The 8801-nt window shown below is 46.4% G+C and carries 12 protein-coding genes; 8 read left to right on the forward strand and 4 right to left on the reverse strand.

What is annotated here, in order from left to right; translation table 11 throughout:
• Positions 1-850: 850 nt before the first annotated feature.
• The 4 genes from ACFOET_RS11025 to ACFOET_RS11040 all read right to left on the reverse strand — a co-directional run bounded on the left by ACFOET_RS11025 (position 851) and on the right by ACFOET_RS11040 (position 3911).
• Positions 851-1321, reverse strand: a complete 471-nt coding sequence (locus ACFOET_RS11025; RefSeq protein WP_379022541.1) for a transposase — start codon at positions 1319-1321, stop codon at positions 851-853.
• Positions 1318-1749: a transposase gene (locus ACFOET_RS11030; RefSeq protein ID WP_379022563.1), complete on the reverse strand. Its 432-nt coding sequence runs from the start codon at positions 1747-1749 to the stop codon at positions 1318-1320. Before ACFOET_RS11030 ends, ACFOET_RS11025 begins: the two co-directional genes overlap by 4 nt.
• Positions 1750-1756: 7 nt before the next feature.
• Positions 1757-1948 carry a transposase gene (locus ACFOET_RS11035; protein WP_379022543.1) on the reverse strand — a complete coding sequence of 64 codons (192 nt, stop codon included), beginning with the start codon at positions 1946-1948 and terminating at the stop codon, positions 1757-1759.
• Positions 1949-2273: 325 nt separating this feature from the next.
• Entirely contained in the window at positions 2274-3911 is a 1638-nt protein-coding gene (locus tag ACFOET_RS11040) for a hypothetical protein (RefSeq protein WP_379022545.1), read from the reverse strand.
• Between the two features lie 474 nt (positions 3912-4385).
• Between ACFOET_RS11040 and ACFOET_RS11045 the strand changes: the two genes are divergently transcribed.
• The 8 genes from ACFOET_RS11045 (at position 4386) to ACFOET_RS11080 (ending at position 8719) form a co-directional block, all read left to right on the forward strand.
• On the forward strand, positions 4386-5066 hold the full coding sequence (locus ACFOET_RS11045; protein ID WP_379022547.1) for a hypothetical protein: 681 nt from the start codon (positions 4386-4388) through the stop codon (positions 5064-5066).
• Positions 5067-5125: 59 nt separating this feature from the next.
• On the forward strand, positions 5126-5707 hold the full coding sequence (locus ACFOET_RS11050) for a hypothetical protein (RefSeq protein WP_379022549.1): 582 nt from the start codon (positions 5126-5128) through the stop codon (positions 5705-5707).
• Between the two features lie 161 nt (positions 5708-5868).
• Positions 5869-6198 carry an ArsR/SmtB family transcription factor gene (locus tag ACFOET_RS11055; RefSeq protein WP_379022551.1) on the forward strand — a complete coding sequence of 110 codons (330 nt, stop codon included), beginning with the start codon at positions 5869-5871 and terminating at the stop codon, positions 6196-6198.
• 88 nt (positions 6199-6286) lie between these two features.
• Positions 6287-6760 (forward strand): DUF6428 family protein, encoded by a 474-nt coding sequence (locus ACFOET_RS11060; RefSeq protein ID WP_379022553.1) that lies wholly within the window; start codon positions 6287-6289, stop codon positions 6758-6760.
• Between the two features lies 1 nt (position 6761).
• Positions 6762-7211 carry an arsenate reductase ArsC gene (locus tag ACFOET_RS11065; protein ID WP_379022555.1) on the forward strand — a complete coding sequence of 150 codons (450 nt, stop codon included), beginning with the start codon at positions 6762-6764 and terminating at the stop codon, positions 7209-7211.
• Positions 7198-8268 (forward strand): ACR3 family arsenite efflux transporter, encoded by a 1071-nt coding sequence (gene arsB, locus ACFOET_RS11070; protein ID WP_379022557.1) that lies wholly within the window; start codon positions 7198-7200, stop codon positions 8266-8268. Before ACFOET_RS11065 ends, arsB begins: the two co-directional genes overlap by 14 nt.
• Positions 8269-8339: 71 nt before the next feature.
• On the forward strand, positions 8340-8570 hold the full coding sequence (locus ACFOET_RS11075) for a hypothetical protein (RefSeq protein ID WP_379022559.1): 231 nt from the start codon (positions 8340-8342) through the stop codon (positions 8568-8570).
• Entirely contained in the window at positions 8567-8719 is a 153-nt protein-coding gene (locus ACFOET_RS11080) for a hypothetical protein (protein ID WP_379022561.1), read from the forward strand. The genes ACFOET_RS11075 and ACFOET_RS11080 overlap by 4 nt, the downstream gene beginning before the upstream one ends.
• The last annotated feature ends 82 nt before the right edge of the window (positions 8720-8801 follow it).

Below are 8801 nucleotides of genomic sequence, written 5' to 3' on the forward strand. Positions count from 1 at the left end.
GCTTTCATCTCCTCGTAATCGAATTCTTCTTGCTTTTCTTTCATTTTAAACTGTGACTAAGTTAACATTTTATAACTCTTGACACAGTTGATTTTACAGTCTCTTATCGATTATGAATTCCGGTAGTCACTTCGGCACAACTATCCCTTCTTGGGGTACTTGGGTGTTTTCGAGCTTTGACACCTTGGCATTGCGTAATATGTATCCACCATCGCCAACTCGTTTTTACCTCAATCCGGGTGTTTCACCAAAGCGGAATGTAATTCTTTTAGATGGTTGGGCTGACCCTCTATACGTACAATGGGATTCCACTAAGGTGACCGGTACTTTTGTAAATATCGAGTTATACCAATATGGAAATTTGGTTCATACGTTTTACAATCTTCCCAATATTGGAGAATCGTATCAACAAGTTAACACACTTTTGACATCTACAGGTGGGGGGAATGGGGTGAAGCAAGAAGTCCAGTTGAAAATAATTTCGAGTTCCAATCCTAGTGTCTTTGATTTTTCTCCAATTTTCAAACTAGCGTCTACTTGATGATTAATTGTTTGGTTGGTTATTGATACCTAATTGTTGAGCGTTTGGCTTCAACTCGCATAAAGGACGAAGCTTTGTTAGCTTGTTTCGAGCGCAATCAATCCATCCACGCTAGATAGCTGGTTTCAAGGCGGGAATTTCAAAGGAGCTGTTGAAGCTTCGAACAATTGGGTGACCCAAGGTAATTGGGCCCGTTTGGATTAAGCTATTTGTTGTTCAAAAACTTTGGGGGCTGTCTAAAAAGGCGGCCCCTTTTATTTTGCCGATACCGGTGATTCCGGTTGGTGGTGTGAGTGCAGAGGTTATTTGTTATGCAGCCTTCCCGATTCGGCTATAATGATTCGGGCATAAGTGGCACAGTCTCAAAGGAGAAGGGCTACAGGGATTATCGGGGCCGTTATTTTCACTGTTTTTGGCCTTTGCGGCCATTTTCCTCAGGTTGTGCCCGATGGCCATGAGGGCAAATTCAATTCCGACACCCACCAGTCCTTTCAGGGTGAACCTATTGAAGTTGTTGTTGCCTTTAAGCTGCCCGAAGGCGGCTTCCGGTTCGATGGGCCTTTTGCTCCGGTGCATCAGCCCACGTTCGGATGTCAGCAGCTCCCGTGCTTTGTTCCTCAGTTCATTCAGTCGGTGGTTGATCATGATTATCCGGTCTTCCCTGCTCTTGTGGCACATCCCCAGCAGCGGGCAGCCTCCGCACCGTTTTGCACGGTAATAGCTTATCTGCGACACACACCCGTTGCCGCTCACCTTTTTACCCTGCCTGTACCTTTTCATCGGCTGCCCCATCGGGCATTTGTAGAAGTCTTTCTCTTTATTGTAGAATAGGTTTTGCTGCAGGAACGGGTTGTTCGTGTAAGCGCGCTTCTGCTCGGTGTGGAAGTAATTATATTTGACAAAGGCGTCCATACCATGGATTCCAGCAGTTCGTAGTTTTCCTCACTGCCGTATCCCGAATCGGCCACCACCTCTTTGCTCTGTGTGCCGTATTGCTGCTGGAAACCCTCCAGATGGCCTTCCAGCGTGGTGGTGTCACCCGCCGTTTGGTGGATGCTGTAATGGGTGATGAGTTGTTCTTCCGTGCTGATTTGCGTGTTGTAAGCCGGTTTCAGCTGCCCGTGCTGCATGTGGTCATCCTTGAGCCGCATGAAGGTGGCATCTGTGTCGGTTTTGCTGTAACTGTTGCGCCCGCCGAGTGTTTCCAGCTGCTGTTCATACTTCTAAAGAAGTGGGAAAAGATCTTGTTTCGGCATGCTCCAGAAATTCCCGCTTCCACGTGGTGATCTGGTTAGGGTGGATCTCGCACCTGGCTGCCAATTCGTGCACCGTACTGATTTCCTTGATCGCTTCGATGGCAACTTTTGCCTTGAATGCTGCGCTAAACTTTCTGCGTTCCTTCTTCATTTTACAACTGCTAATTTAGAAATTAATTCAGTTGTCTAATATTTGGAGGAAACCGCAGACAACCACTATGGGGCCATATTCAACTCATCTCCCGCAACCTGCTGCGCTTAGCATAGGATAACGCTACCGCCATCCTCTTAATTTGGTCATCAGATACTTTTGGCCTTTTTCCCATAATAACTACTGAGACTTTTAAAGTTTAAAATTCTACCCTAAAAGTCTCCAGTTAAATGTAGCAACTCCAGCTGATTATTGTTCATAAACTAAGGAGTATTTTACCCTAATAATGGGAAATACTTTATCATCCTAATAAAGCATGAAATAATTAAAACATGTTTGGACAATTACCTGTTTGGTGTGGGGAGAAGTTTGTGTTAGCGCGATACACCTTGGAAAATACTATTTCATCGTCAAATTTACCTGTATAATCCTTTATTTTAAAGGTATATTCTAGTCCCACCAGTCCAGAAAATCGAGCACCTCTATCTGTTAACAGATACCGTGCAGTATTAAGATAAGCTTGTATCCAACCGAATGATGCATACGAACCCGTAACTTCTGTCCATTCGGACTCCCATGGATATTCACTGTCGTGGTAATCGTGGATAACTTTTACCCTTTTCTCAACCAACTCCAATTCATCAAGGATATCGGGGTTTATCCAGTCACTTATCCTTGACACATCCAAATAGTATCTTAAGAAGCAGGGGCTTTCGCGTACATAATATATACTGCCACTCCAAAGAAATGACAATACAGGAGGGTGGTATATTTGCCATATACCCGTTCTTTCGGTGTAGATCGGAGTGTAATAGCTTGGGTTTAATGGACTGTTTGGTCTAGGGCTCCAAGTGATAAAGTAGCGACTACGCTGAAAGTTGCTTGTACCGTTGGTTGAGACCATTCCATCATATTTTATCATTTGATCTGGGATATGTGCCTTTTTTCCACCAAAAAAAGCTTTTATAACCCCTAGCCCAGCGGCCACCGCCGCAATAATCGTGCTGGCTCCTTGAGGTGCAATGATTGTTTCAGGTATAGAATCACTGGCTCTGGCATTGTCCATGTTTTGAACATTTGCACTCGGATTCGAATCAAATACGTTTTCCAAAGCTTTGATAAAATCTGCTGAGGTTTTTGCAAATTCATGTCCTCGATTAATAGTGGTGGCGAAAGAATTGCCGCCGTTAGAATTTGCTCCGACTGAAATTTGTGCGGTTATATCACTGAAATCGGATGAAAGGTTTATTTCGGATTCATCGACCGCATATACAACCAAATCCAACAAATGCTCAGGACCTTCAGGTGTCCCCTCAAAGTTGGCAATGCTAAAATCTAAATTTAACCAGGTCTTTTCTGCATTTTTCGGAACTATTACTGTCTGCTTCTCATCACTACGATAAGTTTCGTGGGTGGAGTACTCCGGATCTGATGTGAAATTCAACATTGAGTTGGAACGAGCTTGATTTTTAAACGATAGGGTGGCTACAAAGTATGTTGGGGTTTGCTCGTTCCAAGGATTGGTTTCTTTATAATTATATATAAAAAATCTCAATATGCCTCTATACTTGTTGTACAATGCAAAAAAAGGAGTCTGGGCAGCTCTGTTCGGCGTGCCAAAATCTCTAAAATATAACCGCCAGCCATCTTCTGGGTAAAAGTCTTTGTCACTATCGGCCACTGCGGTAGGGTTTCCCATCGTGTTCCATGGTAACGAAATTGATCTGCTTTCGATTGGACCGTTTCCTTGAGAAACATATATGTCTGCATGTGTAGTACTACTCTCGTACCAATTCCACTGGTCAGAGAGATTTGGGTCTGAAGGGTCAGTTATTGCAGACAAAGTCATGTCATCAGCGTTTTCCCAAATATCGCCTAAGTCGTTAATATTTTCATGTGCTGGTTTTTGACAGGATACCGTCAAGAATAGGAGCCCTAGAAGGAAAAATCTGATACTTTTCATAATTTATATTTTTTTGTAAAAAAATTAAGCAAGATATTAAATGGTGTTGGTTAATATTGTAATATTCAAATCAACTACCTTTAAATATTTTGTTAAGGTTCTGTTAAAATTTAAAACATGCCGACAGGTAGGAATCTCCTAGCTAATCGTTGAAGTTGAGTAAAGCACTTCTGGAAGAAACGGCACAGTAAATTGTCAAACTGGCGATGACGACGACGATAACAGCGGGGTGATGGAGTACCTTCGCGTCGAGTTTGCCGGAATAGAACTGACCGCTAATAATGAAACGAATAGTATCACGTTAGGTGGTGTGGGGCGCGGAACGAAGTTTGAGCACATCATGGTTTCTTTCGGTGGCGATGATGGTATCGAGTGGTTCGGTGGTTCGGTAGATGGTAAATACATGGTCGTACAGGTACCTGGGATGATAGCTTTGACATTGACAACGGCTTTTCCGGTAGTCTGCAATTCGGGTTGGCCCTTCACTACCCCAGCTATGCGGACCAGTCTGAGTCAAATGGCTTCGAATGGGATACGGACGGACAGAATAATCTTGACCGCTTTAAAACCTCTGTCGTAGCATCTAACTTTACGGTGATCGGTCCGGCGATAGATGGCAACAGCATCAGTAATAACTTCAGACATGCGGTTGACCTGCGCAGAAATATAGCTGGGTCTATCTTCAATTCCGTATTTGTTGGATTCCCGACAGCTATCCGCATGAACCAATCATCTGTGTTTCCGAACTATGCAAACGGCACAGGGGTGATTGCCAACAACATTTTCTACGCACGTGCAAACGCTGTTCTTTCGGGAAGCGATGTACCGGTGGCTGATATAGCAACTTATTTAGCCAACAACGACAATGTGGTACAAGCGGGCACCGACTTTCAGGCCTCCGCAGCTTATACCGCGTTGGGCTTAAATCCGAACTTGTTTTATGGAACAAGGACAAAAGAAGATTACCCCGTGAACCCGAACTTTGCTGTAACTGGTGGAACCCTTGCATCAGGAGCAAAATTTGACTACGCCAAATTTAACGAAGCCGGTCGTGCGGATAAATTTGACAAGTCGGTTCAGTTCCTCGGCGCGTTTGGCGCAGATGACTGGACGCAAGGTTGGACCAATTTCGATCCAATTGACGCAGTTTATTAATAAATAAGATAGGCGTGAAAGCAAGGGCACACGTGCCCTTGCTTTTTGATTTAAGTGATATGAGGAAGCTGTTATTATTTTTAGGAGGGCTTGCATTTTTTTCAAGCTTTCTGTTGAGCTGTAACCAAACAAGAACGTATGCACCGGATAATCATTTATCTGCCGCTCAACAGGATTCATTTAAATATGAGATCATCCGTTTTGTAGGGCGGCTGCCGAAACGTGCGACCTACGCCACGAAGTTCGAAAGCCGGTTTGATGAGCCGTATCGGCTGATGGCCCGTGCTATGGAGCTGGACAAGTACTATTATAACCCCAGCGACGACTATATTTATTTTGAAATGAGCCGCATTGCGCCAAGCCTCTACGAGAAATATGTAGCTACCGGCGGACGGCTGAAACGCGACGATCAGGGTAAGATAGTTGAGTATGAAGAGATTTACCGCACTTGGAAAATGGCACGTGAGGACCTGGAAGAGAAGACCGCCATATTTTTTGACCATATGGTTAAAGGGAAAGACCTTTCTTCTTTTTACACGGTAAATGTAGGCGATACGGAACACATCGAGTTTCCGGATGAGCATACTTATTTTGACAAAAATGAGCGGAGATGGATCCGGAAAAATTTTTCGATAAATTGATACGTTTTGCTGTTTTGGCAACATACGCGTTGGATATAGCAGAAGGTGACGTGCGGCATTGTTGTATTTTCCGCCGGTACAACTGATATTCAATGGTGATTAGAAAATTTGTTTGCAATTGCGGATTATTTATCGTAATATTGCAATCAATAAATTAGGCGATGGGTATTACCAAAACAGAAATATTCAATGAGCAGCAAAACAAGTTGGCCATGATGTTGAAAGCAATGGCGCATCCTGCCCGTATCGCCATCCTGCAACATATTATCAAGCAGCGTGCCTGCATCTGCAATGACCTGGTGCAGGAGCTCGGATTGGCACAGGCCACCATTTCCCAGCACCTGCGGGAGCTTAAGAATATTGGCATTATCAAAGGGAGCATCGAGGGTACCAGCGTATGCTATTGCATCGATGGACAAGTCTGGAGGGCGATTCAGAGGGAACTGGATCTTTTTTTCTCGCAGGACGTGGCTGTGGAAAAATGCTGTTGATTTTTTTTTGATTTCTTTCATCGTAATAATGCGTTAATATAATATATCGTTTTAAATTGTTCCGTTTATTATAAATTATAAAAAGACCATGAGATTATCAGAAGTAAAGCGGCTCTTGCCCACGGTGGATGAGGTGGTATTCCAGTTGGAAGACGGTACCTTCGTGCCCGAGCACTTCCACGTCACGGAGGTAGGCACCATCACCAAGCATTTTATCGACTGCGGTGGGGTAATCCGCCACGAAGAGGTGGTTAATTTCCAATTGTGGAACGCCCATGATGACGAACATCGGCTGAAACCGGAGAAATTGCTCCGCATCATTGAACTTTCGGAAGATAAGCTGGGGATGAAAGATGCCGAAATTGAAGTGGAATACCAAAGCAGCACCATCGGCAAATACGGGCTGGATTTCAACGGCGATCATTTCATCCTGAAAAACAAGGCAACGGCCTGTTTGGCGCAGGATGCCTGCGGAGTTCCAGCGGAGCAACAACACAAGGGATTGGTACAGGTACCTGTTGCGACGGCAGCGTACTGTTCGCCGGAAGGGGGGTGCTGCTGATATGGGACAGGTCAAGAAAATATTGGTGCTTTGCACCGGCAACAGTTGCCGGAGCCAGTTGGCCGAGGGTTACCTGAGGCATTTCGGCGGTGACAGGGTTGAAGTTTACAGCGCGGGTATTGAAACACACGGCGTAAACCCCAAAGCTGTGCAGGTGATGGCTGAAGATGGTGTAGACATTTCCGGACATACGTCCAATCATGTGGATGAATACAACCACATTGATTTCGACTACGTCATTACAGTCTGCGACAACGCCAGGGAAAGCTGCCCGGTGTTCCCGTCCAAAGCTCGAAAGTTCCACCACAATTTCCCGGATCCTGCGAAAGCGCAGGGAACCCACGGGGACGTGATGGCGCAGTTCCGGTCGGTGCGCGACCAGATCAAGGCCTTCTGTGAGGCGTTTGCCGATAACCATATCACCGGAGGGCAGCGCGATGTCGGTAACTGACTGCGCTCCCGCGGCCAACCGAAAGCGGCTTGGTTTCCTCGATCGGTACCTGACCCTTTGGATTTTCCTGGCGATGGCGGTTGGAGTGGGCATCGGTTACGTCATGCCCGCTTCGGCGGGTTTCATCGACTCGTTTTCCAGCGGCACCACCAACATTCCGCTGGCCGTAGGCCTTATTTTGATGATGTACCCGCCGTTGGCGAAGGTCAAATATGAGCAACTGGGCAGCGTGTTCAAAGATGTCAAGATCCTGGGGCTTTCGCTGCTGCTCAATTGGGTGGTTGGCCCCTTGCTGATGTTCGCCCTGGCTATTGTCTTCCTCGGGAACTATCCTGAATACATGGTGGGCCTCATCCTGATCGGGCTGGCCCGATGCATTGCCATGGTGGTGGTGTGGAACGAGCTGGCGGAAGGGAACCGGGAATACGCTGCCGGACTGATCGCCCTGAACAGTGTTTTTCAGGTGCTGTTTTACAGCATATTGGCATACCTGTTTATTTCGGTATTGCCGCCGCTGTTCGGGGTTGAGGCCACTGCGATCGACATTACCATCGGCCAGATCGCCGAAAGTGTAGGTATCTACCTGGGTATCCCATTCGCCTTGGGCGTCATCAGTCGCTATGCGCTCATCGCCTGGAAAGGGGAGGAGTGGTTTGCCAAGACTTATGTTCCGTTTATTTCGCCCGTCACGTTGATCGCCCTGTTGTTTACCATCGTGATGATGTTCAGCCTGAAGGGTGAGCTGATCGTGCGGATTCCGCTGGATGCGGTGCGTATCGCCATCCCGTTGGTGATCTACTTCGCATTCATGTTTGTCTTCAGCTTTCTGTTGGGTAAGCGGGCCGGAGCGGACTATTCAAAGAGCACGGCCATCGCCTTCACCGCCACGGGCAATAATTTTGAGCTGGCCATTGCGGTGGCCATCGGTGTCTTCGGCATCAACAGCGGACAGGCTTTTGCCGGCGTCATCGGTCCGCTGGTGGAGGTTCCGGCACTTATCGCATTGGTCAATCTTGCCTTTTGGCTCCGGCATAAATATTACAGCGGGGGCAGATAAACTTGCTTTTATCAGCGGGCTTACCTAAGTTTGGCCAAAGGACAATGTTCAGACAGGCTTAGTAGATTAGTTTGGAAGATAACCATCATACGGAAGACAAGCTGACCTATCGGCAGGAGATACGTAATTTTGTACGGCGGCTTTCCGGTAATTTCATCGAGTGGCTGAAACCTTCACCGGATGACCATTGGAGCGTACAAATACTGAAAACGATAGGAAAGATCCCGGTGGTGCTGTTGCTTGTGGCGTTGTCGCCCGTGTTGCTGGTTGTCTTGTTGCTGGTATTCCTGATCGCATTATGAGCCGGTCACAGTTAACCACCCGGATGCTGACCAGGGCCTGGTTCGTCATGCTGCTCGCCTTGGCTATTGCGCATCAGCTCGCGCAAAAGGCATTGGCAATACCCTTGCCTTGGTGGGATAGTTACCTTGCGGTTTCCCCCAAATATTAGACAACTGAATTAATTTCTAAATTAGCAGTTGTAAAATGAAGAAGGAACGCAGAAAGTTTAGCGCAGCATTCAAGGCAAAAGT

This window comes from Parapedobacter deserti (assembly GCF_042646065.1).
Classification (GTDB): domain Bacteria; phylum Bacteroidota; class Bacteroidia; order Sphingobacteriales; family Sphingobacteriaceae; genus Parapedobacter; species Parapedobacter deserti.

What these genes read in the sequence shown, in the direction of transcription:
- ACFOET_RS11025 (WP_379022541.1), bottom strand. Translation starts at nt 1,321, where the DNA reads ATGAAAAGGTACAGGCAGGGTAAAAAGGTGAGCGGCAACGGGTGTGTG.
- ACFOET_RS11035 (WP_379022543.1), bottom strand. Translation starts at nt 1,948, where the DNA reads ATGAAGAAGGAACGCAGAAAGTTTAGCGCAGCATTCAAGGCAAAAGTT.
- ACFOET_RS11040 (WP_379022545.1), bottom strand. Translation starts at nt 3,911, where the DNA reads ATGAAAAGTATCAGATTTTTCCTTCTAGGGCTCCTATTCTTGACGGTA.
- ACFOET_RS11050 (WP_379022549.1), top strand. Translation starts at nt 5,126, where the DNA reads ATGAGGAAGCTGTTATTATTTTTAGGAGGGCTTGCATTTTTTTCAAGC.
- ACFOET_RS11055 (WP_379022551.1), top strand. Translation starts at nt 5,869, where the DNA reads ATGGGTATTACCAAAACAGAAATATTCAATGAGCAGCAAAACAAGTTG.
- ACFOET_RS11060 (WP_379022553.1), top strand. Translation starts at nt 6,287, where the DNA reads ATGAGATTATCAGAAGTAAAGCGGCTCTTGCCCACGGTGGATGAGGTG.
- ACFOET_RS11065 (WP_379022555.1), top strand. Translation starts at nt 6,762, where the DNA reads ATGGGACAGGTCAAGAAAATATTGGTGCTTTGCACCGGCAACAGTTGC.
- arsB (WP_379022557.1), top strand. Translation starts at nt 7,198, where the DNA reads ATGTCGGTAACTGACTGCGCTCCCGCGGCCAACCGAAAGCGGCTTGGT.
- ACFOET_RS11080 (WP_379022561.1), top strand. Translation starts at nt 8,567, where the DNA reads ATGAGCCGGTCACAGTTAACCACCCGGATGCTGACCAGGGCCTGGTTC.